Here is a 26,195-nt window from a genome sequence, read left to right as displayed (position 1 = left end):
GCGAGCATTCCCGCCGGCCGCCGGGCTGTCAAGGCCGGCGGACTCGGGCAGGATGACGCTCTCGATCCGCCACCCGACCACTCCGATGATGGACCTCGACTGGCTGCAGCAGGAACTGACCGGCTTCATTCGGCACCAACTGGGCGAGCACGCGCAGGTACGTGATCTGCGCGCCGCGGACGGCCATGCCGGCCTGACCTTCCTGTTCGACGTCGAACAGGACAGCGACCGGCAAGGCTACGTGCTGCGCCTGCCGCCGCCGGGGGTCAAACGCCGCGGCAATACCGACGTCTATCGCCAGGCCCCGTTGCTGCGCGCATTGCATGCGGAGGGCCTGCCCGTACCGGCCGTGCCGTGGGCGCAGGCCGACGAGGGCTGGTTCGACCTGCCCTTCCTGATCATGGAAAGACTGTCGGGTCACAATCTGCTGGTCTGGGATCCCGATCCTGTCTTCCCCCGCACGGTCGCGGCCATGCGGCCGCTCTACCGCGAGGCCGCCGCGACCCTCGCCCGGTTGCATGCCTTCGACTGCCAGCGCCATCTGCCGGACTGGGACACGCCGCGTTCTCTGGCCACCGAAATCGCCTTCTGGGAACCGATCTATCAGAAGGCGCCGGAACCGGCCTGGGCGCAGGCGGCAGCCCAGGTGCGGCATCTGCTTGCCGACCGCATTCCGGATTCGTCGCCGATCGGGCTGGTGCACGGGGACTACCAGCCCGGCAACATCCTGTTCAACCAGGGGCGCGTCACCGGGGTGATCGACTGGGAACTGGCGCACATCGGCGCCCAGGCGCTGGACCTCGGCTGGATGCTGATGATTGCCGACCCGGCCATGTGGCATCCGGAGTTCGGCGCGGTCTGCCCGCCCCCGGCCGGGGACATCCGCGAGGCCTACGAAACCGCCCGCGGCGAACCGGTGCCCGATGCCTTCTGGTTCGAGGCGCTGGCGGCCTACCGCTTCGCCTCCATCGCCTGTCTGAACGTGCGGCTGCATCGCAAGGGCCAGCGTGTGGACCCACTGTGGGAGCAGATGGCGCTGTGCGTGCCCCGGATGTTCGAGCGGGCCCGCGAGCTTCTCGAGACCGAGGCCTGAGCCCGCCGTCAGGTGGGCTTGTCGGCCTCGAGCGCTGTCCAGGCATGGCCGGCCAGCCCCACGCCGGCCTCGGCCATGGTCTGGTAGGCCTGATCGGCGCCGGCGGCGCGAATGGCCTCGGCCTCGTCGGGATAGAAGGCGTGGGCGATGATCAGGCCCTCGAACCCGGCCAACCGCAGCTGCCGGGTGGCGAACAGGCTGGCCTCGCGCGAGCCGGTGGCCAGGATCACCGCCCGGATGTGCGCCAGATCGGCTCCGTGCCAGAAAGTGGAGTCCTCCACATCCGCGTACACCACCCGGCGCCCGCGGCCCCGGTGGGCGGCCACCTTGCCGGGATCGGCGTCGATCCCGATGACCCGGGCGCCGCGTTCGGTCAGCGCGTCATAGGCCGAGGTGCCAGTCCGCCCCATGCCCAGCACCATGGCGCTGGCGTGCCCGAGCGTCGTGGGCTGTTCGTCGGGATGGTGCCGGGCGCTGCCTTCCAGACGATTGAGCCGGGTTTCCAGCCGCTCGAACAGCGGATGCGCCAGGCGGTTGAAGGGCGCCGCCACCACGAAGGACAGCGCTACCGCCAGGGCCAGCGGCACCAGCCATTCGGGGATCAGCCCGGCGGCAACAATCAGCCCGAACTCGCTGTAGCAGGTGAGCGTCGCCCCGGCGAGAAACGCGTTGCGGGCCCGCAGCCGGAACAGCAGCAGCACGGCGAAGAACAGCCCCGCCTTGACCGGTAGCAGCAGCACCAGCGAGGTGGCGAAAATCACCGCCGACCAGTCCGGCAGGCCGGACATGCCGATCTGCAGGAAGAAGCCCACCAGAAAGACTTCCTTGAGGCTCCATAACGCCTTGGATAGCTCCTGCGCCCGGGGATGACCCGCCAGCAGCATGCCCATCACCAGCGCCCCCAGCTCGGGACTGAGACCCAGCTGCTCGAAGCCGACGCCCCCGACCACCAGGGCGAGCAGCAGCCCCATCAGCACCAGCAGCTCGTCGTGGCCCATCCAGTCGAGCAGGCGCATGAGAACGGGCCGCAGCAGCGGTGCCAGCAACACCACCGGCGCCCAGACCGACGGCGTGTGATCACCGAACACGCTGAGCACGCCCAGGGCAATCAGGTCCTGGACGATCAGAATGCCGATGGCCACCCGGCCGTGGAAGGCACGCAGTTCGTGTTTGGCCTCCAGGAACTTGGCCGCGAGCACGGTGCTGGAAAACGCCAGTGCCATGCCCAGCAGCATCGCCGTGCGGGCATCCAGGTCCAGCAGCAGATAAAGCCCCGGGGCGAACAGCAGACAGGACACCGCGAAATGCAGCAGAGCCCCACCTACCACCGGTGGCTGGGTCAGGCTACGTACATGCAGCTTCAGCCCGAGGGTGAACAGCAGAAGCAGGACGCCGAGATGGCTGAGGTGCGACAGCACCGCCCCGGCCTCCGCCGGTAGCTGCAGGGGGCCGCTCAGCGCATTGATGGCAAAGCCGGCGGCAAGAAACCCGACCAGCGGCGGCAGTCCGATCAGCCGGACCAGCAGGCCCAGCAGAAAGGCAAAGCTGATGCAGACGACCTCGAACAGCATGGCACGGGCTCAGGCAGCGTCGCGGTCGGTGCCGGCGGCATGTTCGGCAATGCCGGCCGCCAGATCGCCGTGCAGGGGTGGCGGCAGGTCGTGGCCCATGCCGGGCACCACCCACAGACGGGCATCCGGAATGCAGGCAGCCGTGTGCCGACCGTGGGCCAGCGGGACCAGCGGATCGGCATCGCCGTGAATCACCAGACTGGGCACGCGGATGCGGCGCAGCAGGGTTTCACGGCTACCCGAGGCCAGAATCGCCAGTAGCTGACGCGCGGTGCCGGCCGGGTGATAGCTGCGGTCCAGCCCCCGGCCGATCAGCTCGGCCCACTGCTCGCGACTGTTCTGGATGCCGGGGCTGCCGATCATGCGCATGGTGGTGGTCAGATGCTCGATGATCGCCGCACGGTCACTGGAAGCCGGCCGGGAGCCCATGCGCATCAGCACCCTGAGCTTGCCTCGCGGCAGACTGCGCGCGCCCGAGGTGGACATGATCGAGGTCAGGCTGCGCACCCGGTCCGGATGATCGGCGGCCACCATCTGGGCAATCATGCCGCCCATCGAGGCCCCCACCAGATGCACCGGGCCCAGCGCGAGGCCCTCGATCAGGCCGACGGTGTCGGCGGCCATGTCCGCCAACGTGTAGGGCGCCCGCACCGGCAGGCCGAAGCTTGAGCGCAGGAATGCGGTTCGCACGCTGGTGTAATCGCCCCGCCGCGTCCACTTGTCGGACAGGCCGATATCGCGGTTATCGAAGCGGATGACCCGGTAGCCGGCCGCCGAGAGCGCGTCGCAGAACGGCTCCGGCCAGCCCAGCAGCTGGGTGCCCAGGCCCATGATCAGCAGCACCGGCTCACCGTCCCCCGGCCCGCGCTCTTCCCAGGCCAGCTGCCAGCCATTGGCTTCAACACGGCCGCTGCGGATACCGCTCGCGGCCGGGCTCGACGCGTTATCACTCATCGGGCAATGTTCCCCCATCGGTTTTGTCTCAGGATACCGTGACCGGGCATGGATGTACTCGACCGCCTCGCCGAGGAGCGCATCAACCAGGCCGAACGCGACGGCGTGTTCGATGATCTGCCCGGCGCCGGCCAGCCGCTGGTCCTGGATGACGACCGGGACGTGCCGCCGGCCCTGCGGGCCGGTTACCGTCTTTTGAAGAACAGCGGCTTCCTGCCGCCGGAGCTGGAAATTCGCCGCGAACTGCAAAGCGTGGAAAGCCTGTTGGCTCGCGCCGATCTGGCAAATGCCGAACGCGATCGGGCCCGCAAGCGGCTGGTCCTGTTGCAGACCCGGCTGGGCGAATCCCGCCTGGGCCGCGGGCTGCGCGGGGCCGGCGCGGCCTACGAGAGCGAGCTGCATCGCCGCCTGGGGCGCCGTGACTGACGCTATCACCCTGCGTACCGCCGAAACCGATGCGGATCTGGACCACATCACCGCCCTGGCCCATCGCATCTGGCATGAGCACTATCCCGGCATCATCACCCGCGAGCAGATCGACTACATGCTGGCGCACGGCTACAGCCGCGACCGGTTGCGGGCGGACATCGCGGCGGACGTGCGTTATGTCATGGCCCATACGGACCCGACCGAACCGGCGGTGGCGTTCGCGGCGCATGGACCGGATGAGACCGACGCCAGCCGCTTCTGGCTGCACAAGCTATACGTGGACCGGGCACAGCGTGGCCGGGGCCTGGCCCGGCAGCTGGTGAATGCGGCGCTGCTAGACGCCCGACAACAGGACTGCGAACAGCTCTGGCTGCGGGTCAACCGCGACAACCACCTGGCGGTAGCCAGTTACCGCCGGCTGGGCTTCAACGTCGCCGCCGGACACGTGCAGGACATCGGCGGCGGTTTCGTCATGGACGATTACCTGATGGCTCAGCCGGTCAGCGCAAAGGGGTAGCTCACCCGGCCGTCGTCCACCCGGGCGAACGAGGTGGGCCGGTGCAACTCGGTCCGACCTTGCTCAAGGATGTGCCGGACGGCACAACCGCGAGCATCGGCCGCATCCGCGATCAGCCAGCGGTGACACTGCCGCGGGTCGGCTTCGGCGCACATCATGACCGTGGTGGTATCCGCCACATCAGCCAGCAGGGCCTGCAGCGCGGTGTCGAAGTCGGCAGTCTGCATGTGGTCGGCGTAGGCGGCAAAGCCCGGTGCCGACCAGCCCTGATTGATCGAATCCGGCGCGCGCTCCCGCATACCGCCCAGTGCGGGCGCGTGCCGATAGCCAATGCCGGCGTCGGCAAGACTGTCGGCGAAGTCCTCCCGATTCACGTGCGGATGCCGCCGGGAGCGCGGGATGCGACGCACGTCCACCAGCCGCCGGATGCCGTGTACACGCAGCAGGTCCAGCAGGGTGGCCATGCCCCGGTCGGAATGACCAATGGAGTAAAGGGTCACCACGTGCGCGCCCGCCGTCGGCGGTCTACTTGCCGACCAGCGACCGGGCGATCAGCTCCTTCATGATTTCGGACGTGCCGCCGTAGATGCGCTGCACCCGGGCATCCACGAAGGCGCGGGCGATGGGGTACTCGCGCATGTAGCCGTAGCCACCGAACAGCTGCAGGCAGCCGTCGGCGACCCGGCACTGCATTTCGGTGGCGGCGTATTTGACCATGGCGGCGTCGGTGACATCCATGGTGCCGGCCTCGAACTTGGCCAGGCACTTTTCCATGAACGCCCGATTGAGCTGAATGTCGGTCTGCATTTCCGCCAGGGAGAAACGGGTGTTCTGGAAGCTGCCGATGGGCTGACCAAAGGCCTTGCGTTCGTTGACGTAATCGATGGTGATGGCCAGCGCCCCCTCGGCGGCGCCGATGGCGCCGATCGCCAGGGCCAGGCGCTCGCGCGGCAACTCGTCGATCAGATGGCCGAAACCACCATTGCGGGCACCCAGCAGGGCGTTGCCCGGCAGGCGCAGATCATCGAAGAACAGCTCGGCGGTGTCGCCGGCATGCTGGCCGATCTTTTCCAGATTGCGGCCACGTCGGAAACCATCGAGCGAGGTATCCACCAGGAACAGGCTGGTGCCGCGGGCGCCGCCGCCCGGCTCGGTGCGGGCCGCCACGATCACCAGATCGGCCTGCCCGCCGTTGGTGATGAAGGTCTTGGCGCCGTTCAGGATCCAGTCCTCGCCGTCCGCCACCGCCTGTGAGCGCATGCCCTGCAGGTCCGATCCCGCGCCGGGCTCGGTCATGGCGATCGCCCCGATGGCGTCGCCGCTGGCCAGCCGCGGCAGCCAGGCCTGCTTCTGCTCTTCCGTGCCCATGTGCAACACGTAGGGCGCCACGATGTCCGAGTGAACCGTGACTCCGGTCGCCAGACCGGTCAGCCCCTGCCGTGACAGCTCTTCGACAATAACCGCCGACATGGCGAAATCACCGCCGCCACCGCCGTATTCCTCGGGCATGTCGACGCACAGCAGGCCGGACTCGCCCAGCTGATTCCAGATCTCCCGCGGGATGTGCTCCGCCTCTTCCCAGGCCGCGTACTGCGGCGCCAGTTCATTTTCGGCGTAGCGGCGGACGGTGTCGCGGAACAGGTCGAGTTCCGGGTTGGCGCTCTCGGCGGCAGCGTGCATGGCGGTCTCCGGCAGAAATCGGGGCGCAAATCATAGCAGGGGCACCCCGCCGAACGCCCGCCCGGACGTCGGGGTGGCGGCGATCGGGAACGCGACGCTGGCCTGCCGGGCAAGCCGGCGCTCGTCGCCGACCTCCCCGGCACCAGAGCCAGCACAGTGGCCAGCCCGACCCCGATCGCCAGACCAGTCAGGCCCTGCCAGCCGCAGCCGATGCCGCCGCGCCCCGAGCCGCGGTTGACGGCCGCAGCAACAGGTAGAGCAGCGGGCCGAGCATGCCGCCCGTCAGGGTCACCGCCACGTACGGCCATGGGTTGGCACCCCGTGCCCGCGCGTCGGCAACCATCCAGACGCAGATCAGCCCGGCGGCAATCACCAGATCAGCCAGAATCTGCATGCTGCCCCAGTCCGACAGCCCGGCCTGCCAGATGCCGAGATAGCCGACCTGCATCATGGCGTAGCCGGTGATGGCCAGAAAATCCACCAGTACCAGCAACAGAAGCCACTTCTTCCAGTCCATGTCGTTCTCCATCAATGAATGGGCGTGAACGAGCATCGGCCGGCGGCATCATCGCCGCAATTACCCGGGAGGTAGTTGTTTCATGCTCGCGGCGGGCGCAATCTTGGCCGAAATCAACAACCGTGGACTACCGCGCGAGCATGCCGAGTCTCAGTGCCAAGCTTCCTCAGGATCGGGGCCACCAAGGCGGCTTCGGACCAGCGCTTCGGCGCTGGCGCAATGAACGGCGGCTGTCGCAACTGGAACTGGCCCTGTCCGCCGGGGTGTCGCAACGACACGTGAGCTTCGTGGAATCCGGGCGGTCACGCCCCAGCCGCGACATGGTGCTGCAACTGGCCGAGGCCATGGACCTGCCTCTGCGACAGCGCAACCAGTTGCTGGTAACCGCCGGCTTCGCCCCCACCTACGCCCAGCGCGACCTCGCCGATCCCGACATGGCGTCCGTCAACCAGGCGCTGGAACTGATCCTGACCCACCACGAACCCAACCCCGCGCTGGTGCTGGACCGCACCTGGAACATGCTGCGCAGCAACGATGCGATGACCCGAATGCTGGCGCTACTAGGTGATCCGGACGATCTCTGGCGCCGGGTTTGTGGCGAGGGGCCACGCAATCTGCTCAAGCTGACATTCCATCCGGACGGCGCCCGGCCGTTCATCCGCAACTGGGAGGAAGTGGCCAATCTGCTGCTCTGGCGCAGCCGGCGTGAGGCCGACGCTACCGCCAATGCGGAGCTGCATGCGGTAGTCGACGAGATTCTGGCGTATGACGGCATTCCCACCGACTGGCGGGCGCTGGATCATCCGGACGGCCTGCCGCCGCCGATCCTGCCGCTGGAATACGGCATCGGCGAGGCCCGTCTGAGCCTGTTCTCGATGCTGTCGAGTTTCGGCACGCCATTGGATATCACGGCGGAGGAAGTGAGAGTGGAGACATTTTTCCCGGCGAATACGGCCAGCCGGCAATTACTCGAGGCCCTGGCAACTACCTGATCGGCGTTCGGATCACCCCGCCGGCTTGCGGAACTTCAGGGTCATCCGGTCGGATTCGCCGATTTCCAGATATTTCTCGCGATCCTTGTCGCCGAGGCGCAGGCTGGGCGGCAGGGTCCAGACGCCTTCGGGATGGTCCTTCATGTCCTTCGGGTTGGCGTTGATCTCGCTGGACTCGACGAATTCGAAGCCGCTGCGGGCGGCCAGAATCTTGACGTGCTGCTCGGTGACGTAGCCGCTGGTCTCCATCGTTTCCAGCGAGGTGCCGGGGCTGGCCCGGTGTTCCACCACGCCGAGGATGCCGCCGGGCTTGAGGGCGTCGTACATGCCATCGAACACCAGTGATGCGTAGCCGTCCTTCATCCAGTTGTGCACGTTGCGGAACGTGAGCACCCGATCGGCGCTGTTGTCGGGGGCCACCCACCAGTCTTCCGGCGGGCCCATGGCGGTGAGCTTGACCCGGTCATAGATCGTCGGGCGATCGCGCAGCTTGGCCACGTACTCGCGCTGGATACGCTCCCGGTATTCGGGAACGGTCACCGAACGCAGGGAAAAGCCGGCCGCGTAGAAGGTGCCGTTGTCGCGCAGATAGGCGGCAAGGATTTCGGTATACCAACCGGTGCCGGGCCAGATTTCCACCACGGTCATGTCCGGGTCGACGCCGAAGAACTGCAGCGTCTGCACCGGATGCCGATACTGGTTGCGGGCGATGTTGGTCTCGGACCGATGATCGCCCGCGGCGACCCGGGCCAGCTGCTTCCCTGCCGCTGTCGCCGACTGGTCGCCGTCGTCAGCCGTCGGCGTTCCCGCACAACCGGTCACGCACCATGCCGCAGCCATCGCGGCTGCCACTATCCCAGCTCTCATTCGTGCCCCCTCTTGTTGTACCGGTCGCGTTACGCTTGGACCGGCCGGCCCGGATTCAGTTTCCCGCCGGATAGCCCACCTGCCCCAGCGCCTGGCCGATCTCGTCCAGGATCGCCGGGTCGTCGATGGTGGCCGGAATCTTCACCTCGTCGCCGTCGGCGATCTGGCGCATGGTGGCCCGCACCACCTTGCCGGAGCGGGTCTTGGGCAGGCGGTCCACGATCACGCACTGGCGGAATGCGGCGACGGGTCCGATCTCGTCGCGGATCTTGGCGACCAGTTCGGCCACCAGTTCCTCCTTGCCACGGTCGACGCCGCTTTTCAGCACCACCAGGCCCAGCGGCAACTGACCCTTCATGGCGTCGGCCACGCCGATCACCGCACACTCGGCCACGTCGGGATGGGCGGCCAGGACTTCCTCCATGGCACCGGTGGAAAGACGATGGCCGGCCACGTTGATCACGTCGTCGGTGCGGGCCATCACCCAGACCCGGCCCTCGGCGTCGAAATAGCCGGCATCGCCGGTGCGGTAGTAGCCGGGGAAGCGCTCCAGATAGGCTGACTTGAAGCGCTCGTCGTTGCCCCAGAGCGTGGGCAGGCAACCCGGCGGCAACGGCAGCTTGACGGTGATATCACCCATGGACTCACGCGGCTGTTCGTTGCCCTGCGGGTCCAGCACCTGGATGTCGTAACCCGGCACCGGCACGCCCGCGGAGCCGGCCGGGATATCCAGCGGTTCGATGCCCATGCAGTTGGCGGCCACCGACCAGGCGGTTTCGGTCTGCCACCAGTGATCGATCACCGGCACGCCGAGCATGTCGCGAGCCCAGTAGAGCGTGTCCGGATCGCAGCGCTCGCCGGCCAGGAACAGATGGCGGAAACCGGACAGGTCGTAGCGGCCGACATGCTCGCCCCTCGGGTCTTCCTTCTTGATCGCGCGGAAGGCGGTCGGGGCGGTAAACAGCACCTTCACGTCGTGATCGGCAATCACCCGCCAGAACGCTCCGGCGTCCGGCGTGCCCACCGGCTTGCCTTCGTAAAGAATCGTGGTATTGCCGGCCAGCAGTGGCGCATAGACGATGTAGCTGTGGCCGACCACCCAGCCCACGTCGGACGCCGCCCAGAACACCTCGCCCGGCTGCACGTTGTAGATGTTGGCCATCGACCATTGCAGGGCCACGGCATGGCCGCCGTTGTCGCGCACCACGCCCTTGGGCTGTCCCGTCGTGCCGGAGGTGTAGAGGATATAGAGCGGATCGGTGGCCGCGACCGACACGCAGTCGGCCGGCTGCGCCTGGCCCAGGCTGGCGGCCCAGTCATGATCCCGCCCGTCCATCAGATCGGCCTCGGCCTGCGGCCGCTGGTACACCACGCAGGCATCGGGCTTGTGGGTGGACAGCTCGATCGCCTTGTCCAGCAGCGGCTTGTATTCCACCACCCGGCCCGGCTCGATACCGCAGGAGGCGGCCAGCACCGCCTTGGGCTTGGCGTCGTCGATACGGGTGGCCAGCTCGTTGGCGGCGAAACCGCCGAACACCACCGAATGCACCGCGCCCAGCCGGGCGCAGGCAAGCATGCCGATCACCGTCTGCGGGATCATCGGCATGTAAATGATCACGCGATCGCCGGCGGTCACGCCCAGCCCGGCCAGCACGCCCGCGAACCGGGCCACCTCGTCGCGAAGCTGGGTAAAGGTCAGAGTCTGCTGGTTGCCGGTGGCCGGGCTGTCGTAGATCAGCGCGGCCTGGTCGCCGCGGCCGGCATCGACATGGCGGTCGACGCAGTTGTAGCAGGTATTCAGCCGGCCGCCGGCGAACCAGCGGTAGAACGGCGGGTTGCTGTCATCCAGCACCCGATCCCAGGGCTGATCCCAGTGCAGCGCCTGCGCCGCCTCGGCCCAGAAACCTTCCGGATCGGTCCGGGCATGGTCATAGCTTCTGCGGTAGTCACCTGCCGCCATGGTCGTCTCCTCCTGCTGTTTTTGTGCCGGGCGATCGGGCCGCCCATGCGAACAGAGTGTGACGAAGCGCGGCGACCCGCAAGTGCCCGAATGGGTAGTGCGGCGCTACGGCGGTCAGGCGGAATCGACCGGATCGTCGAACACGCGGCTGGCGCGGATATCGTCGGCGGTCAGGGTCACCAGGTCGCCCTTGGTGATGGTGCCGCCACGCTGGAACAATCGATTGGCCTGGCGCAGCCGGGCGCGGTCCAGCGCGTTGCGGATGGACCGGGCGTTGGAGAAATGCGGCTGCTGCATGCGCCGCTCCACGTATTCGGCGAAGGCGGTGCGCGCGTCCTCGCTGAGGTGGTAGCTCTGCTCGGCCAGCATGATGTCGCCGATCGCCAGCAGCTCGTCCGGCTCGTAGTCCGGAAAGTCGATGTGGTGGGCAATGCGCGAACGAAAGCCCGGATTGCTGGTGAAGAACTTCTGCATGCGATCGCCGTAGCCGGCCAGGATCACCACCAGATCGTCGCGGCGGTTCTCCATCACCTGCAGCAGGATCTCGATCGCTTCCTGGCCGTAATCCCGCTCGTTCTCCGGGCGGTACAGGTAGTAGGCCTCGTCGATGAACAGTACCCCGCCCATGGCCTTCTTGATCACTTCCTTGGTCTTGGGCGCGGTGTGGCCGATGTACTGACCGACAAGATCATCGCGCGTTACCGAGACCAGGTGCCCCTCGCGCACGTAGCCCAGCCGGTGCAGGATTTCGGCCATGCGCTCGGCCACCGTGGTCTTGCCGGTGCCGGGGTTGCCGGTGAACGACATGTGCAGCGTGGGCGCGCCGGATTCCAGATTGAAATCCCGCCGTACCCGGTCCACCACCAGCAGGGCGGCAATCTCGCGGATGCGGGTCTTGACCGGTTTCAGGCCCACCAGCGTCCGGTCGAGGTCCTCGAAGACCTCCTGCACCCGGGACTGCTCGTAGATTTCCTGCAGGTTGATCTCGGTGTCGTCCGGCAGGGGCTGCGGGGTCTCGGTGGTGTCCTGATCCTGGGCGTCGGTGTCAGTCATGGTATCGACGTGGCGAATGGAGGGTGATGGATTCGGCCCCCGCTCCCTGCCCCTCTCCCCCGGCGGGGGAGAGGGTACGCCGGGAATGGGGAACGGCGATTCAGCCAGTGTAGCGCTGACCGTGCGGCTTGTCCGTGGCGTAACTGTGCACGGTGTAGCGCACCTTGCGGCCCTCGCATTCCTGGCGTACGACGCCAAAACCGGGTTCGGTGGAAGGACGGTTGACGATGAACGACAGCCGCGGGGTTTCCCAGCCGCGGGTGCTGTCGAAACCGACGATGCGGATGTAGGTTTCGGGATAGGTCTTGCGACACTCGTCCAGATCCATCATCACGCCGGCCGGGTCCTTGAGGTCGAACATCGGCTGGCCCCACATTTCCCAGTAGGTATTGCGGGGATGCGGGTCGTCGGTGTACTCGATGCCCACCGACCAGCCATTGTCGATGCAGTATTTCACCTGCTTGCTGATCTGCTCGTCGGTGAGTTCGGGCAGGAACGAAAAGGTGCCTTGAGTAATGCGCATGGCAGCGTCTCCTTAGGAGCTGGCGGTGGCGGTGGGGACGAAGTCCGGCGTATCCGTGGACGTGTACTCGAAGGTAATGTCCTTCCAGGTGTCCAGGGCGGCCCGCAGCGGCGAGCAGTCCTTGGCCGCCTTCTGCAGGATATCCGGTCCCTCTTCCAGGTAATCGCGGCCCTCGTTACGGGCCATGATCATGGCTTCCAGCGCCACCCGGTTGGCGGTGGCGCCGGCGGCGATACCGTCCGGATGCCCGATGGTGCCGCCGCCGAACTGCAGGACCGTGTCCTCGCCCAGGTAGTGCAGCAACTGGTGCATCTGGCCGGCGTGGATACCACCCGACGCGACCGGCATGACCTTCTTGAGCGAGGCCCAGTCCTGATCGAAGAAGATGCCGTGCGGCAGGTTCTGCTCGTTGTATGGCTCGCGCAGGATGTCGTAGAAGCCGGCCACGGTATTGGGATCGCCTTCCAGCTTGCCGACCACGGTGCCCGCGTGGATGTGATCCACCCCGGCCATGCGCATCCACTTGGAGATCACGCGGAAGCTCACACCATGATTCTTCTGACGCGTATAGGTGGAATGACCGGCCCGGTGCAGATGCAGGATCATGTCGTTCTTGCGCGCCCAGTTGGCCATCGACTGGATCGCGGTATACCCGATGACCAAGTCGATCATGATGATGCAGGAGCCCAGCTCCTTGGCAAATTCGGCCCGCTCGTACATCTCCTCCATGGTCCCGGCGGTCACGTTCAGGTAGTGGCCCTTGACCTCGCCGGTGGCCGCATTGGCCTTGTTCACGGCTTCCATCACGTACAGGAAGCGGTCGCGCCAGTGCATGAAGGGCTGGGAATTGATGTTCTCGTCGTCCTTGACGAAGTCCAGACCGCCCTTGAGCGCCTCATAGACCACGCGGCCGTAGTTGCGCCCGGACAGGCCCAGTTTGGGCTTGGTGGTGGCACCCAGCAGCGGGCGGCCGAACTTATCGAGTCGCTCGCGCTCGACCACGATCCCTGTGGGCGGGCCCTGGAAGGTTTTCAGGTAGGCAACGGGCATGCGCATGTCTTCCAGACGCAGGGCTGCCACCGCCTTGAACCCGAACACGTTGCCGATAATGGACGCGGTCAGGTTGGCGATCGAGCCTTCCTCGAACAGGTCCAGGTCATAGGCGATGTACGCGAAGTACTGCTGCTCGTTGTTGGGCACCGGGTCCACCCGGTAGGCCTTGGCACGGTACAGCTCGCAGGCCGTCAGACGGTCGGTCCAGACCACCGTCCAGGTGGCGGTGGAGGATTCGCCGGCCACCGCCGCGGCGGCTTCCTCGGGATCCACGCCCGGCTGCGGGGTGATCCGGAACAGGCAGATCACGTCCGTATCTTTGGGTTCGTAGTCGGGCTCCCAGTAGCCCATCTTCTTGTAGGGGATAACGCCGGATTCGTAGCGTTCCTTACCGCGTATTGTCTCGGACATGTCGCCTCCGAAGCTGTTTCTCGTGCCAGTGTGGGTCTGCCGCTTGCCGCCGGAACCGTCGCCGGGGCGACTTGCCGGAAGTAACCGGATCAGACATAAGTAAACTTAATGCAAAATACCTATCTCATAAGCGCTATTCAGTAAACAGGGAGCAACCGCTTGCATCTCACCCTGCGTCAACTCCAGGTCTTCGCCGCCGTGGCCGAACATGCCAGTTTCAGCAAGGCCGCGGCCGAACTGCACCTGACCCAGCCGGCGGTCTCCATCCAGGTCAAGCATCTCGAGGAGTCCATCGGCCTGCCGCTGTTCGAGCGCATCGGCAAGAAGCTCTTCCTGACCGAGGCCGGTTCCGAGCTGCGTTACTACAGCCAGAGCATTGCCCAGCAGCTCGACGACGCCCGCGAGGTGTTCGCCCAGCTCAAGGACGCCAGCCGCGGCCAGTTGCGGGTGGCCGTGGCCACTACCGCCAACTCCTTCGCCAGCCATCTGCTGGCTGCCTTCAGCCGTCTTTATCCGAATGCCGTGCTCAGCCTCGACGTCACCAACCGCACCAGCCTGATCCGCCAGCTGCGCAACAACGAAACCGACATGGTCATCATGGGCAGGCCGCCGGCTGAACTCGAACTGGTTGGCGAGCCGTTCATGGACAACCCGCTGGTGGTGATTGCCGCGCCCGACCATCCGCTGGCCGCCGGCGACCGGCGCCTGCGGCTGAACGCGATCACCGACGAACGCTTCGTAGTGCGCGAGACCGGTTCCGGCACCCGTGCGGCCATGCAGCGCTTCCTCACCGAACACGGGCTGGACATCACCATCGGCATGGAGATGACTAGCAACGAAGCCCTCAAGCAGGCGGTGGCCGCCGGCCTGGGGCTGGGCGTGACTTCCCGCCACACCCTGCAGCCGGAACTCCAGGCCGGTCAGCTGGTGGAGCTGGACGTGGCCCATTTCCCGATCGTGCGCCAGTGGTTCGTGGTGCATCGCCAGGGCAAGCGGCTGTCGCCCATCGCCCAGGCCTTTCGCCAGTTCGTGATCGACGAAGCCGCTAACGTCTGGCCGACTATCGCTGCCGGCAGCTGACACGAATGCGCGTTGGTGGACAGCGTGCGTCATGGCCGGCAGATCAGGCCGCCTGATCCTGGTCGGCGCGATATTCACCCCGGGCGGCCGCACTGTTCATGGCCGCGCGGTGCACCAGCAGGCGCTGCGCCTCGGCCACGTTCTCCGGCTTGCCCGCCCAGTGCTTGAGCGCCGGGCCCTGCAGGGCGCGGGCGTAGGAAAAGGTGATCGGCCAGGGCGTGTGATCATCGGCCTGCCGGTTGATCTCGTTGAGATGCTCGGTAGCCAGCACGTCCGACTGACCGCCGGACAGGAACGCAATCCCGCTGACCGTGGCCGGCACCGTGTTCTTGAGACAGCGCAGCGTGTACTCGGCCACCGTGGCCACGTCCGAGGTCTGCGGGCAATCCTTGGCATCCAGCACCATGCTGGCCTTGAGAATCAGCCCTGGCAGATGCACCCGCTGGCTGCGCAGATGCGCGAACAGCCGGGTCAGGGTTTCGCAGGTCACATCAAAGCAGCGGTCGATATCGTGCTCGCCGTCGTAGAGCACCTCCGGCTCCACGATCGGCACGATGCCGGCTTCCTGGCACAACGCCGCGTAGCGGGCCAGCGCGTGGGCGTTACCCTCGTAGCAGCCGTCGCTGGGAATGCCGTCGCCAATGGTTATCACGGCCCGCCACTTGGCGAAGCGCGCGCCCATCTCGTAATACTCGGCCAGACGCTCGCGCAGGCCGTCCAGGCCCTCGGTGATCTTCTCACCCGGATGGCCGGCCAGATCCTTGGCCCCGGTATCCACCTTGATTCCCGGAATCATGCCGTTGTCGGTCATGACCTGCGGGAACGGCGTGCCGCCGGCATCCGCGGTGCGGATGGTCTCGTCGTAGAGAATGGCGCCGCTGACGGACTCCGACAGGCCCGCGGCGCCGAGCAGCAGGGCGCGGTAGTCGCGGCGGTTGTCGTCGGTGTTGTCGACGCCAACGTCCGCCAGGCGCTTGCCGCAGGTGGGTGTGCTTTCGTCGATGGCGAGGATGCCCCGGCCGCCGCCAACCAGGTCCTGTGCAATCGTTTCCAGTGCTGCGTGATTCATCGCGTCCTCCAGCGCTGTGGACTTCGGGGAGGTCAGCCTCCACTAGTGGACGGCGAAATTAGCGCAGCATTTGTATAAATAAAAATTAAAGTTCATTAGTTATTGCATATGTTTTATTTATTGTTCGGCCTGGTTGCGCCGGCCGTCAGGTCAGATCGCGCCAGGTCGAGACCACGTCGAATCCCATGCCGGCGCGTTGCAGCCGTTGCCGCAGCGGTAGTCCCAGCACGGTTGCCGGGGTGCCGATGCCGGGACGCGCCGCCGCTTCGTCATGGGCCAAACAGAGCAGCGATTCGCCCAGCATGCGGGCGGTTTCGTCGTAACCGGGATCGCCGCCGCTGACCCGGGTATGCACGGATTGACCATCCGCCGCGCGCCCCAGGAAATGCACCTCGAACCAGCCGCGGGCGCGCTCGGCCTCGTCCGGCCCCTCGCCGGGGGCCCGCATCGCCAGCAGCGCCTTGCGCACCGGCGGCACCTGGGCGCCGATGAACAGGGCGCCGACTCCCGCCACCCCGGCCGCCAGCATCGGCAGTCGTCGCACTGCCACGTAGTGGCCATAGCGGAAATCCGGGCCGTACGCCGTCAGCACCCGGGCCGAGCGCTTGACTACCTGCGGGTCGATACTGGGAAAGGGGCAGACCCAGACCTGCAGTCGAGCCTCCCAGCGAACCCCGGGCGGCGTGCCCCGCACGCGCCGGGCGCCGTTGCTCCCCGGTGAATCCCGATGTTGACGTCGGCGCTGGGCGGCATAGCCCCGCGCCCGGCTGAAGGCGTGGATGGCGGAATGCCAGGTGCCGCCGGAGGGCCGGCCGCCCGCGCGCACGAAACCCTCCACGGTCAGCGGCTGATCGGTCGGCAGTTGCTCGACGGTGAACTGCGCCCCGAGATCATGCGGAATGGAATCGAATCCGCAGCAGTGCACAATGCGCGCCCCGCTCTCACGGGCCGGCTGGTCGTAGGTCGCCAGCATCCGGTCCACGAACTCGGGTTCGCCGGTCAGGTCCAGATAATCGGTGCCGGCCGCCGCGGCAGCGGCCACCAGCGGCTCGCCGTAATGGATGTAGGGCCCGACCGTCGTGGCCACGGCCCGGGCCTCGGCGACCACCGCCTGCAGCCGATCGGCATCGGCCAGATCGATTTCGATCAGTGGCAGTTCGGCGAGATCGGGATTCAGTGCCGCCAGCTTTGCTCGGACATCCTCCAGGCGGGCCAGATTGCGCCCGGCCAGCGCCCAGGTCAGCCCGGCGCAATCCGGCTGGGTCGCCAAGTATTCGGCGGTGAGGCCGCCGGCGAAACCGGTGGCCCCGAACAGGATGAAATCGAACCGGCGCGACGACCGATCGTCCGCCGTCACGAGACGGGAGCCGGCCGCAGGAATATCTCGTTCACATCCACCCGGCGCGGCCGGGTCAGCGCCCAGACCACAGCGTCGGCGACATCCTCGGCCTGCAGCACGCCCGGCTTCGGCTCGTCGAAGAACGGGGTATCGACCATACCCGGCTCGATCAGCGTGGTGCGGATGCCCTCGTCCTTGACCTCCTCACGCACGTTGTAGCCCATGCCGGTCACCGCCCACTTGGTGGCGGAATACATGGAGCCCGGAATCGTGGCCCGGCCGGCCGCGGAACTGGTCAGAAGGATATGACCCTTCGTCTTCTTCAGTTCGGCCATCGCGGCGCGCAGGGTGTAGGCCACGCCGAGCACGTTGATCAGCGTCATGTCGCGCCACACATCGGGGTCGGCGCCGGAGAAACCACCAGGCTCGCCACCGCGACCGGCGTTGGCGAACACCGCATCCAGCCGGCCGAAGTGGGCCACGGTCTCGGCCACCATCGCCTCCTGGGCGGGGTAGTCGGTCACGTCGCAGTCGATGGCCAGGGCATGCTCGTCACCCCCCAGTTCCGCGGCCAGATCGACCAGTTTGTCCCGGCGGCGGGCGGCCAGTGCCACCCGGAAGCCGGCGGTCACGGCCGCCCGGGCGGTCGCCGCGCCGATGCCGCTGGAGGCGCCAGTGATGAGTAGTACCCGATCGTCAGCGTTCGTCATGATTTCCTCGCGTCGGATTGCTTGCGAATTCAGGTCAGTACAGTCAGACCGCTATCGGCGATGATTGCACAACCCGGTCGCTTCGAATGGCCCGCAAATAAGCGGTGATCTTCCCTGTTGGATCAATCCGCCTCGAATCGTTCCACGGCGTCCCTGAATTCGGCCGGCAATGCCAGGGTTTCGCGCGCCTCCGGATCGGCAAACACGTAGACGATCTGCCCTGTCGCCAGCGCCTCGCCGGCGCGCGCCACGCGAAATTCGAACACGATGGAGGATCGCCCGAGCCGGGCGATGCGAGTGTCGATGTCGACGATTTCGTCGAAGCGGGCGGAGCCCTGGTGATCGCACTCGCTGTGCTTGATGAACAGATCGCCGCCGGCGGCCAGGAAGTCCCGCGGGTAGGCCACGCCCAGGGCCCGCAGGTACTCGGTCATACCGATATCGAAATATTCGTAGTAGCGGCCGAAGAACACGATCCCTTGCAGATCGCATTCGGCCCAGCGCACGCGCAGGGGGTGGGAGAAGCGGAATGTCGCATCGGCATCTGCCATGCGGGCAGTCTACCGATCGTGGTCGGTCTCGTCCGCCTCGCGATCCGCCTCCGCCCGGTCGGCGGCATCCATCATCTCGAAGATGTCGGTGAACCAGCCGCCTACCTCGCCGGTGATCTCGCCCACCGTGCGCGTCACCGCGCCGGCGATGCGCCCGGCGCGCTCGGCGCCGGACTGCACGGCAACCTCGACGACGTCCTTGGCAATCTCGATTTTTCCGGGCATGGCATCAGGCGGCAACAGGCTGTCTCGCGAAGGGTAGCGCCGACCGCGGCGGCAGCGCCAGCTTGGCGATGCGCTTCACCGTGGTGCCGAACTGTCGGGCGAGGCTGGCGCTGTTGTAGGCGATGCCATAGCGCCCGCAGATTTCCTGCACCTCCTCGCTGATCTCGGCGTAGCGGTGAGCCGGCAGATCCGGGAACAGGTGATGCTCGATCTGATGGCTGAGATTGCCGGACATCACGTGGAACAGCTTGCTACCGCGGATGTTCGCCGAGCCCAGCAGCTGGCGCAGATACCACTGCCCGCGGGTCTCCTCCCGCGTGCCTTCTTCGGTGAACTGCTCCACCCCGTCCGGGAAATGGCCACAGAAGATGATCATGAACGACCAGAGATTGCGGCTCAGGTTGGCGCCCAGATTGCCGGCAAACACCAGCGGCGCGAACGGACCGGCCAGCAGCGGGAACAGCGCGTAATCCTTGGCCAGCTGGCCGCGGGACTTGCGCCAGATCTGACCGGCGCGCTTGAGACGCTCGGCGCGGCCCATGTCGTCCTTCTGGCCGATGCGGTCCACTTCCAGATCGTGCAGCGCCACGCCCCACTGGAACAGCACCGCAAGAAAGAACGCGTAGACCGGATTGCCCAGGTAATAGGGACGCCAGCGCTGTTCGTCGGACATCCGCAGGATGCCGTAGCCCACGTCGCGATCCTTGCCCACGATATTGGTGAAGGTGTGGTGCAGGTAGTTGTGGGAATGCTTCCACTGCGACGCCGGCGAGGCGGTGTCCCACTCGAAATTGGCCGAGTGGATGGCCGGGTCATTCATCCAGTCGTACTGGCCGTGCATGACGTTGTGGCCGATCTCCATGTTGTCCAGGATCTTGGACGCGGCCAGTGCAGCGGTGCCCGCCAGCCAGGCCGGGGGGAAGATCGAGGCGAACAGCAGTGCCCGTCCGGAGACTTCCAGTCCCCGTTGGGTGCGGATCATGCCGCGGATGTAATCGGCGTCGCGTTCGCCCAGGTCGTCGAGCACGCGTTCGCGGATAGCGTCCAGTTCGGCGCCGAAGGCGTCGAGCTGTTCGTTGGTCAGGTTCGGGATTTCGTCGGTCATTGTCAGACTCCCAGGTTCCGGTTCGAAGCCCCTCTCCCCGCGGGAGAGGGGTTGGGGAGAGGGGAAACGACTTGGCCTCACCCTCGCCCGGACCCTCCCCCATCGAAGGAGAGGACTTAGATTCGTGATCAGAGGTTCAGCGTCACGTCACCCACGGGCACGGATACGCAGGGCTGAATCTCCTCGTCCCCGTCGCCGGACTCGCGGCCGGAGATCATGTTCTTCACCCGGCCGGCCGTCTTGCGGCAGGTGCAGCTATGGCAGATGCCCATGCGGCAGCCGTATTCCGGTGTCAGCCCGGCGGCTTCGGCCTGTTCCAGCAGGGACGCCCCGTTGTCGGTGACAGCGAGATCGCTGCCGGCGAACGCCACCCGACCGCCGCTGACCGGGCCCGTGGACCGGGGCGGCTGGAAAAACTCGATCTGCAGTGTTTTGTTCGGTGCCTGCTCGCGCCAGTGCGTCTGCACGGCCTCGATCAGCGGCGCCGGCCCGCAGGCATAGGCGGCGTAGTCGCGCCAGTCCGGCAGCACGTCGGCGAGCTGTTCGGCCGAGAAACGGTCGCCGAGGTCATCACCCCGCGGCGGCTCACCGGTGATCACGCGAATCAGGCGCAGCCACGGGTACCGGGCGGCGGCCCCGGCGAGTTCCTCGCCGAAGATCAGATCCTCATAGCGCCGCGCGTAGTGGATGAAAACCACCTCGCCGTCATGGCCCTCGTCGATCAGCGTGCGCAGCATGGCCATGGCCGGCGTGATGCCGCTGCCGCCGGTGATCAGAAGCAGCCGGCGCGGGCGCTCGTCGGGCAGCACGAACTGCCCGGCCGGCGCCGAGAGCGTGACAACACTTCCCGGCTGCGCCGCGTCAACCAGATGACGCGATACCCGGCCATCCGGCTGCGCCTTCACCGTCAGGGTGATGCAGCCATCCGCCCGGTGGGCGGAACTGGACACCGTGAAGCAGCGGGTATGCCGCAGGCCGTCAATCTCCACACCGACCTGCACGTGCTGGCCGGCCGCAATGCCCGGCCAGCGGCCGTTGGGCGCCAGCGTCAGCGTGACGCAGTCGTCGGTTTCGACGTCGCGCGCCAGCAGACGGGCGCGGATTTCGCCGTGAGCCCAGAGCGGATCGACCAGTTCCAGGTAACGGTCCACATCATGCGGAAACGCCAGTGCCCGGGTCAGACGGGAACGCAGCAGCGTGGTCGCGGTGGCGCGGGCCAGACGGGTTGTGGTGGTCAGCATCGAGAGTCACGATCGTTTGTGAACGTGTGTACACAATGCAGCCCGGAATGCATAATGTCAACACCTGTTCACTTTGCCAATTACGGCAGGTAACGATAGCTTTATGTCAACAGTCACTGCGCTCGCAAAGACACCACCCAGCCGTGTCAACAGTCATTCACAGGAAAAGGTCACAGCGATGACCGCGCGCCGGGCCGGCCGCGGCGAAACCACCCGCAAGGCGCTGATGGACGCGGCGCTGCGCCAGGTTGCCCGCGGGCGCAGCTTCGACGCCCTGTCGCTGCGCAAGCTCACGCAGTCGGTGGGCATCGTGCCGACCGCGTTCTATCGGCACTTCGAGAGCATGGAGGCGCTGGGGCTGGCGCTGGTGGACGAGAGCCTGCGCACCCTGCGCCGGATGATGCGGGAGGCCCGGGAACAGCCGGTGCCCCATGAGCAGGTGATCCGCAGTTCAGTCACCACCTACGTTCACTACGTCCAGGCCAACCGGCTGCACTTCCACTTCATCATGCGTGAGCGCTTCGGCGGCGTGGCCACCCTGCGCCACGGCATCCACAACGGCATCCAGCTGTTCGTGAGCGAACTAGCCACCGACCTGGGACGTTTCCCGGTGCTGGATCGCTGGTCGGCCGGCGATCTGCGGATGATTGCCGGGCTGATCGTGGCCGCCGTGACGGAAGCCACCGATCTGATCCTGAATGCGCCGGAGGACGATGCCGACGCCGAAGCGGAGATCATCAACACCACCACCCGACAGCTACGGCTGATCGTGCTGGCGGTGCCGCAGTGGCGTAGCAGCTAGGCCACTACGGGATGGAACAGGCCGGACGCGCGTTAACCGGTCCGGCTTGCCAGAATCTCGGCATAAACATCGTAGTCGCCTTCGCTGAACAGGCAGAAGCGGACATGGCGCACGCGGTGCAGTCTCGGCGCCGCATCCAGCACGGTGGCGACGGCAATCTCGGTGGCGGCCCGCAGCGGATAGCCGAACGCCCCGGTTGAAATCGCCGGAAACGCCAGGGATTTCAGTTCGTTCTCCTCGGCCAACTGCAAGGCATTGCGATAGCAATCCGCCAGCAGCCGGTCGGCCGGCTCGTCCCGGCCGTAGACGGGCCCCAGGCAATGGATCACGTGGGGATTGGGCAGGTTATGGCCGCTGGTGACCACCGCCTCGCCCGGCGCAAGCGGGGCCAGCGGGGCGCATTCCTCGGCCAGGCCCTTGCCAGCTGCTCGATGAATCGCTCCGGCCACGCCGCCGCCAATCATCAGCTGCGCGTTGGCCGCGTTGACCACCGCGTCCATATCCGGTTGGGCGGCGATGTCGCCCACTTCGCAGTCGATCGTCAGGTTTTCCGCCTTCACACGCATGGCGATGTCCCCGTCAGGTATCGAACCACAGCCCCGGGTTCATGATGCCACGGGGATCCAGCTCCTGGCGCGCCGCCCGCACCGCGCCGCGGAAGGCGGCGGGAATCTCTTCGCGGGCCCAGCGCTGGTGGTCGCGGCCCATGGCGTGATGATGGCTCTGGGTGCCGCCGCCGGCGTTCACGGCGTCGGCGCCCGCGTCGCGGATTTCACGCCATTGCTGGACCAGCGAGTCGTGGCGGCCGGGCGCGTAGAACGAGAAGTAGAGACACACCCCGTCCGGATAGGCGTGGGTGACCCGGCAGGTCACGCCGCCGGTGCCGCCCACCTCGTTGACCGCGTCCAGCGTGGCCTGGCGCACCTCGTGATAGAAGGTCGGCAGCGCCGACCACGGCACAGCGGTTTCGAAGGTGTCCATGATCAGGGCGTAATCCAGCAGCGCGTCGCGCAAGTAAGGCTGCCGGAAGAAGGTATCGCGCCAGGCGCCACTGCCGCTGCTGTCCGCTGGCGGATTGGGTCTGCCGCCGTGATCCTGCGCAATGGCCAGGGCATCGTCCAGGTCGCGCGAGCGGTCCCGCTCGCCCTCGAAGCCCAGGATCATCAGCGCGCCCTGTCCGGGGTTGCCGGAAAGCGCGCCGGAGACCAGGTTCTCGTAGGGGTCGAGCACACGCATCTGCGACGGCCACAGATCGGCCTGGACAATGGCCCGGGTGGCCTCCAGCGCCGCCGGGAAATCGTCGAACGCCACCGATCGCGACAGCTTGTGCTCGGGGTCGGCCACCACTCGCAGGCGGGCGTCGACAATCACCCCCAGCGCCCCCTCGCTGCCGCACCACAGGCGGTTGGGATCCGGTCCGATGCTCGAGGCCGGCAGCGGCCGCGTTTCCACCATGCGGCCATCCGGCAGCATCACCGACAGCGCCTGGACGCGGTCCTCGATCTTGGCCCGCAGGGTGGAGAAATGGCCGGCCCCGCGGGTGGCCACCCAGCCGCCCAGCGTGGAATGAAAGTAGGACTGCGGATAATGCCGAACGGCCAGTCCGTGGGGCTTGAGCGCAGCGTCCAGGTCGGGGCCGAGAATGCCGGCCTGGGCATGCACCACGCGATCGCGCTCGCTCACCTCGATCACCTGATTCAACTGCTGCAGGTCCAGGCTGACCACGCCGTTGCGGTCCTCCAGGCCTTCCGGGTTCACCCCGCCGACGACACTGGAACCGCCGCCGAACGGAATCACCGCGATGCTCTGATCCGAGGCCCAGGCCAGCACTTCCGCCAGTTCATTCTCGTCGCGCGGGGTGGCCACCAGATCGGGGGCCGGCACCGGGTTCCCGGCCCGCAGCGTGGCCAGATCGCGAAAGCTGCGCCCGGCGGCATGCAGCAGTGCCGAAGCGTGGTCGGTGGCAATCACCTCCCGCAACGAGTCGGGCGGGGTCAGCTTTGCCCGGAGAATGGCCACGTCCGCATCGTCCGGCGGCGGGCGGTGTTCGGCCAGCTCGCCGCCGAGAAACATCTGGATCGCGGGCAGGATCCGCTCGCGCTGCTTGTCCTCCAGCCGGTCCTCGAGATAGCCCCAGCCGATGGGATTGCGGGTCTTGGTCATCGCTTGCCTGGTCGCGTGTGGTCGTGGCCGCCGAGACTAGCGCGGCACCCGCCCGGACGCCATGCGCGGGCAGTCGCCGCTTTGACCTGCCCCGGTGATTCGGCAAGACTGCCAGCCCCATGCCCCTGCCGCCCGACACTGAATGACGCCGGATTCCGCTGATCGATCGCACCCGCCCGTGGCCGAGCCACAGCCAAATCGTCGGACGGTTCATGACGTCACCCTGATTGACGACTACGCCTGGCTGCGCGACGACAACTGGCGCGAGGCCATGCGCGATCCCGGCAAGCTGGCGCCCGAAATCCGTGCCTATCTGGAAGCCGAGAACGCCTACACCGAGGCCGCCACCGCCCACCTTCAGCATCTGCAGAAAGAGTTGGTGGCGGAGATGCGCGGACGCATCCTCGAGGACGACGCCAGCGTGCCGGTGCCCGACGGCAAGTGGGCCTATTACAGCCGTTTCCGCGAGGGCGGCGAGCACGCGGTGTTCTGCCGCCGGCCACGCGACGCCGACGACGGCGAACAGATACTGCTGGACGGCGACGCCGAGGCCGCCGGTCGCGACTACTTCAACATCGGCACGGTGGCCCACAGCAACGACCACGCGAAGCTGGCGTTTACCGTCGACGAGTCCGGCGCCGAGGTGTTCAACCTGCACGTGCGCGACCTGGCGACCGGCGAGGAAATCCAGCCGCCGGTGCCGGAAACGGCCGGCAACGTGCTGTGGTCGGCCGACTCGAACTGGCTGTTCTACACCACCCTGGACGACAACCACCGGCCCTGCCGCATCTGGCGGCTGGCGCTGGGCGATCCGCCCGAATCGGCCACGCTGGTCTACGAGGAGGCCGACGCCGGTTTCTTCGTCGGCCTGGGCGAAACCCAGAGCGGGGACTTCCTGCTCATCGACGCCCACGATCACGAGACCAGCGAGGTCCGGCTGATCGACGCCCGCGATCCGACCGCCGCGCCGCGGGTGGTCGCGCCGCGCGATCCGGGGGTGGAATACGACGTCGACCACGACCGCGAGGCCGGGCGGCTGGTGATCGTCACCAACGCCGACGACGCCGAGGACTTCAAGCTGGTCACCGCCCCGCTGGCCGATCCTGGCCGGGCCAACTGGACCGACCTCGTCCCGCACCAGCCGGGCCGGCTGATCCTGGACAACGTTGAGTTCGCCCGCCACCGGGTGCGGCTGGAACGGGTGGACGCGCTGCCGCGCATCGTGATCACGGCCAAGACCAGCGGCGACGAACATGCCATCGCCTTCGACGAAGCCGCCTACGCCCTGGGCATGGCCCCGGGTCTGGAATACGACACCGACGACCTGCGCTTCGTCTATACCTCCCCGGCCCGGCCGCCGGAGACCTGGGACTACGACATGGCCAGCCGCGAGCGCGTGCTGCGCAAGCGCCGCGAAATTCCCAGCGGCCACGATCCGGATGCCTACGTGGTGCGCCGCCTGGCCGCGCCCACCGCCGACGGCGAGACGGTGCCGGTGACCATCCTGCATCACCGCGACACCGCCATCGACGGCAGCGTCCCCTGCCTGCTGTACGGCTACGGCGCCTACGGGGTGTCGGAATCGGCGGCGTTTTCCGGCAACCGGCTGTCGCTGGTCGACCGCGGCTTCGTCTACGCCACCGCCCACATCCGCGGCGGCATGGAAAAGGGCTATGCCTGGTACCGCCAGGGCAAGGCGGCCCACAAGACCAACACCTTCGACGACTATGCCGCGGCCGCCGAATACCTCATCGCGCAGGACTACACCCGCGCCGGGCGCATCGCCGCGCTGGGCGGCTCCGCCGGCGGCATGCTGGTGGGCGCGGTGCTAAACCGCCGGCCCGACCTGCTGGGCGCGGCGGTGGCCGACGTGCCGTTCGTGGACGTGCTCAACACCATGCTCGATCCCAGCCTGCCCCTGACCCCGCCGGAGTGGCCGGAATGGGGCAATCCGATCGAGGATCCCGAGGCCTTCGCCACCATTCGCGGCTACTGCCCCTACCAGAACGTCACCACCCAGGCCTATCCGCCGATCCTGGCCATCGCCGGGGTTTCCGACCCGCGGGTGACCTACTGGGAGCCGGCCAAGTGGGTGGCGAAACTGCGCGCCACCAAGACCGACGACAACGTCCTGCTGCTCAAGACCCACATGGCCGCCGGCCACGGCGGCCGGCCCGGCCGCTTCGAGGCGCTGGACGAAACCGCACTGATCTACGCCTTCCTGCTGGACACCCTGGCGGCCAACCGGCAGCGCGCGGGAGAGCCGGCCACGGCCGGGCGCTGACCACCG

At 67.1% G+C, this 26,195-nt stretch carries 26 protein-coding genes; 7 read left to right on the top strand and 19 right to left on the bottom strand.

Features of this window, described 5'->3' with window-relative positions; genetic code table 11:
- Positions 1 to 52 precede the first annotated feature (52 nt).
- Positions 53 to 1,093, top strand: coding sequence for a phosphotransferase family protein (locus RM531_RS13555; protein WP_311659969.1), 1,041 nt, complete (start codon positions 53 to 55; stop codon positions 1,091 to 1,093).
- 8 nt (positions 1,094 to 1,101) lie between these two features.
- Here the strand turns inward: RM531_RS13555 and RM531_RS13550 are convergent, their stop codons facing one another.
- Positions 1,102 to 2,661 (bottom strand): cation:proton antiporter domain-containing protein, encoded by a 1,560-nt coding sequence (locus RM531_RS13550; RefSeq protein ID WP_349255446.1) that lies wholly within the window; start codon positions 2,659 to 2,661, stop codon positions 1,102 to 1,104.
- 12 nt (positions 2,662 to 2,673) lie between these two features.
- Entirely contained in the window at positions 2,674 to 3,618 is a 945-nt protein-coding gene (locus tag RM531_RS13545; RefSeq protein ID WP_311659965.1) for an alpha/beta fold hydrolase, read from the bottom strand.
- 48 nt (positions 3,619 to 3,666) lie between these two features.
- On the opposite strand from RM531_RS13545, the gene RM531_RS13540 reads away from it, so the two are divergent.
- Positions 3,667 to 4,044: a DnaJ family domain-containing protein gene (locus RM531_RS13540; RefSeq protein ID WP_311659963.1), complete on the top strand. Its 378-nt coding sequence runs from the start codon at positions 3,667 to 3,669 to the stop codon at positions 4,042 to 4,044.
- Positions 4,037 to 4,564, top strand: a complete 528-nt coding sequence (locus RM531_RS13535; protein ID WP_311659962.1) for a GNAT family N-acetyltransferase — start codon at positions 4,037 to 4,039, stop codon at positions 4,562 to 4,564. The genes RM531_RS13540 and RM531_RS13535 overlap by 8 nt, the downstream gene beginning before the upstream one ends.
- Here RM531_RS13535 and RM531_RS13530 read toward each other — a convergent pair.
- The 3 genes from RM531_RS13530 to RM531_RS13520 form a co-directional block, all read right to left on the bottom strand.
- Positions 4,540 to 5,028 carry a DUF488 domain-containing protein gene (locus tag RM531_RS13530; protein WP_311659961.1) on the bottom strand — a complete coding sequence of 163 codons (489 nt, stop codon included), beginning with the start codon at positions 5,026 to 5,028 and terminating at the stop codon, positions 4,540 to 4,542. The two genes, RM531_RS13535 and RM531_RS13530, sit on opposite strands and share 25 nt — an antisense overlap.
- Before the next feature lie 61 nt (positions 5,029 to 5,089).
- Positions 5,090 to 6,244 carry an acyl-CoA dehydrogenase family protein gene (locus tag RM531_RS13525; protein ID WP_311659960.1) on the bottom strand — a complete coding sequence of 385 codons (1,155 nt, stop codon included), beginning with the start codon at positions 6,242 to 6,244 and terminating at the stop codon, positions 5,090 to 5,092.
- Between the two features lie 187 nt (positions 6,245 to 6,431).
- A complete protein-coding gene (locus RM531_RS13520) occupies positions 6,432 to 6,797 on the bottom strand; it encodes a hypothetical protein (RefSeq protein ID WP_311659957.1) in 366 nt (121 codons plus the stop codon).
- Between the two features lie 104 nt (positions 6,798 to 6,901).
- On the opposite strand from RM531_RS13520, the gene RM531_RS13515 reads away from it, so the two are divergent.
- On the top strand, positions 6,902 to 7,753 hold the full coding sequence (locus RM531_RS13515; RefSeq protein ID WP_311659955.1) for a helix-turn-helix domain-containing protein: 852 nt from the start codon (positions 6,902 to 6,904) through the stop codon (positions 7,751 to 7,753).
- Positions 7,754 to 7,765: 12 nt separating this feature from the next.
- On the opposite strand, the gene RM531_RS13510 is transcribed toward RM531_RS13515, so the two are convergent.
- The 5 genes from RM531_RS13510 to RM531_RS13490 all read right to left on the bottom strand — a co-directional run bounded on the left by RM531_RS13510 (position 7,766) and on the right by RM531_RS13490 (position 13,620).
- On the bottom strand, positions 7,766 to 8,620 hold the full coding sequence (locus RM531_RS13510; RefSeq protein ID WP_311659953.1) for a class I SAM-dependent methyltransferase: 855 nt from the start codon (positions 8,618 to 8,620) through the stop codon (positions 7,766 to 7,768).
- Positions 8,621 to 8,675: 55 nt separating this feature from the next.
- Positions 8,676 to 10,580 (bottom strand): propionyl-CoA synthetase, encoded by a 1,905-nt coding sequence (locus tag RM531_RS13505; protein WP_311659951.1) that lies wholly within the window; start codon positions 10,578 to 10,580, stop codon positions 8,676 to 8,678.
- Positions 10,581 to 10,694: 114 nt separating this feature from the next.
- Positions 10,695 to 11,633, bottom strand: coding sequence for a CbbX protein (gene cbbX, locus RM531_RS13500; RefSeq protein ID WP_311659950.1), 939 nt, complete (start codon positions 11,631 to 11,633; stop codon positions 10,695 to 10,697).
- 100 nt (positions 11,634 to 11,733) lie between these two features.
- Positions 11,734 to 12,156 carry a ribulose bisphosphate carboxylase small subunit gene (locus RM531_RS13495; RefSeq protein WP_311659949.1) on the bottom strand — a complete coding sequence of 141 codons (423 nt, stop codon included), beginning with the start codon at positions 12,154 to 12,156 and terminating at the stop codon, positions 11,734 to 11,736.
- A 12-nt stretch (positions 12,157 to 12,168) separates the two neighbouring features.
- Positions 12,169 to 13,620, bottom strand: a complete 1,452-nt coding sequence (locus RM531_RS13490; RefSeq protein WP_311659948.1) for a ribulose-bisphosphate carboxylase large subunit — start codon at positions 13,618 to 13,620, stop codon at positions 12,169 to 12,171.
- 159 nt (positions 13,621 to 13,779) lie between these two features.
- On the opposite strand from RM531_RS13490, the gene RM531_RS13485 reads away from it, so the two are divergent.
- Complete coding sequence (locus RM531_RS13485; RefSeq protein ID WP_311659946.1) at positions 13,780 to 14,700, top strand: LysR family transcriptional regulator; 921 nt, start codon at positions 13,780 to 13,782, stop codon at positions 14,698 to 14,700.
- Positions 14,701 to 14,743: 43 nt separating this feature from the next.
- Here RM531_RS13485 and RM531_RS13480 read toward each other — a convergent pair whose 3' ends face one another.
- The 7 genes from RM531_RS13480 to RM531_RS13450 all read right to left on the bottom strand — a co-directional run bounded on the left by RM531_RS13480 (position 14,744) and on the right by RM531_RS13450 (position 20,940).
- Positions 14,744 to 15,769 (bottom strand): class I fructose-bisphosphate aldolase, encoded by a 1,026-nt coding sequence (locus tag RM531_RS13480; RefSeq protein WP_311659944.1) that lies wholly within the window; start codon positions 15,767 to 15,769, stop codon positions 14,744 to 14,746.
- Between the two features lie 145 nt (positions 15,770 to 15,914).
- Complete coding sequence (locus RM531_RS13475; protein WP_311659943.1) at positions 15,915 to 17,126, bottom strand: saccharopine dehydrogenase family protein; 1,212 nt, start codon at positions 17,124 to 17,126, stop codon at positions 15,915 to 15,917.
- Entirely contained in the window at positions 17,123 to 17,818 is a 696-nt protein-coding gene (locus RM531_RS13470) for an SDR family oxidoreductase (RefSeq protein WP_311659942.1), read from the bottom strand. Before RM531_RS13470 ends, RM531_RS13475 begins: the two co-directional genes overlap by 4 nt.
- 122 nt (positions 17,819 to 17,940) lie before the next feature.
- Positions 17,941 to 18,369, bottom strand: coding sequence for an acyl-CoA thioesterase (locus tag RM531_RS13465; RefSeq protein ID WP_311659941.1), 429 nt, complete (start codon positions 18,367 to 18,369; stop codon positions 17,941 to 17,943).
- A 9-nt stretch (positions 18,370 to 18,378) separates the two neighbouring features.
- On the bottom strand, positions 18,379 to 18,594 hold the full coding sequence (locus tag RM531_RS13460; protein ID WP_311659940.1) for a hypothetical protein: 216 nt from the start codon (positions 18,592 to 18,594) through the stop codon (positions 18,379 to 18,381).
- A gap of 4 nt (positions 18,595 to 18,598) precedes the next feature.
- On the bottom strand, positions 18,599 to 19,699 hold the full coding sequence (locus RM531_RS13455; protein ID WP_311659939.1) for a fatty acid desaturase family protein: 1,101 nt from the start codon (positions 19,697 to 19,699) through the stop codon (positions 18,599 to 18,601).
- A gap of 128 nt (positions 19,700 to 19,827) precedes the next feature.
- Entirely contained in the window at positions 19,828 to 20,940 is a 1,113-nt protein-coding gene (locus RM531_RS13450) for a ferredoxin reductase (protein ID WP_311659937.1), read from the bottom strand.
- 178 nt (positions 20,941 to 21,118) lie between these two features.
- On the opposite strand from RM531_RS13450, the gene RM531_RS13445 reads away from it, so the two are divergent.
- Entirely contained in the window at positions 21,119 to 21,742 is a 624-nt protein-coding gene (locus RM531_RS13445; RefSeq protein ID WP_311659935.1) for a TetR family transcriptional regulator, read from the top strand.
- Positions 21,743 to 21,774: 32 nt separating this feature from the next.
- Here the strand turns inward: RM531_RS13445 and RM531_RS13440 are convergent, their stop codons facing one another.
- Entirely contained in the window at positions 21,775 to 22,308 is a 534-nt protein-coding gene (locus tag RM531_RS13440; RefSeq protein WP_311659933.1) for a macro domain-containing protein, read from the bottom strand.
- Positions 22,309 to 22,321: 13 nt separating this feature from the next.
- A complete protein-coding gene (locus RM531_RS13435) occupies positions 22,322 to 23,905 on the bottom strand; it encodes an FAD-binding oxidoreductase (protein ID WP_311659931.1) in 1,584 nt (527 codons plus the stop codon).
- Positions 23,906 to 24,047: 142 nt separating this feature from the next.
- On the opposite strand from RM531_RS13435, the gene RM531_RS13430 reads away from it, so the two are divergent.
- Entirely contained in the window at positions 24,048 to 26,189 is a 2,142-nt protein-coding gene (locus tag RM531_RS13430; protein ID WP_311659929.1) for a S9 family peptidase, read from the top strand.
- The last annotated feature ends 6 nt before the right edge of the window (positions 26,190 to 26,195 follow it).

The sequence above is a fragment of the Spectribacter acetivorans genome (assembly GCF_031846305.1).
In the GTDB taxonomy this organism is placed as follows: Bacteria; Pseudomonadota; Gammaproteobacteria; order Nevskiales; family Salinisphaeraceae; genus Spectribacter; species Spectribacter acetivorans.
This window is presented reverse-complemented; position numbering and strand designations above follow the sequence as displayed.